Source organism: Mediterraneibacter sp. 210702-DFI.5.30 (genome assembly GCF_020560115.1).
Lineage (GTDB): Bacteria > Bacillota > Clostridia > Lachnospirales > Lachnospiraceae > Mediterraneibacter > Mediterraneibacter faecis.
Genome location: NZ_JAJCME010000081.1, coordinates 1 through 268, shown reverse-complemented (window position 1 = coordinate 268; position 268 = coordinate 1). Strand labels below are relative to the sequence as shown.

The 268-nt window shown below is 51.1% G+C and carries 1 protein-coding gene; it reads left to right on the top strand.

Annotation, left to right across the window (positions count from 1 at the left end):
• Nucleotides 1–268, top strand: a 268-nt coding sequence (locus LI126_RS14765; RefSeq protein WP_227165684.1) for a class I tRNA ligase family protein, incomplete at both ends; no start/stop codon positions are given.

The following is a 268-nucleotide window of genomic DNA, read 5'->3' as shown; positions in this document are numbered from 1 at the left end:
GAAGGCTACACGGCAACGGATGTGGTTTCGCGGATGAAGCGGATGCAGGGCTACAACGTGCTGCATCCAATGGGCTGGGATGCGTTTGGGCTGCCGGCTGAACAGTACGCTTTAAAGACGGGCCACAATCCAAAGGGCTTCACCAACCAAAACATCGATCACTTTAGAGAACAGATTCAATCACTTGGCTTCTCTTATGACTGGGATCGCGAAGTCAACACGACTGATCCAAACTACTACAAGTGGACGCAGTGGATCTTTGAACAGC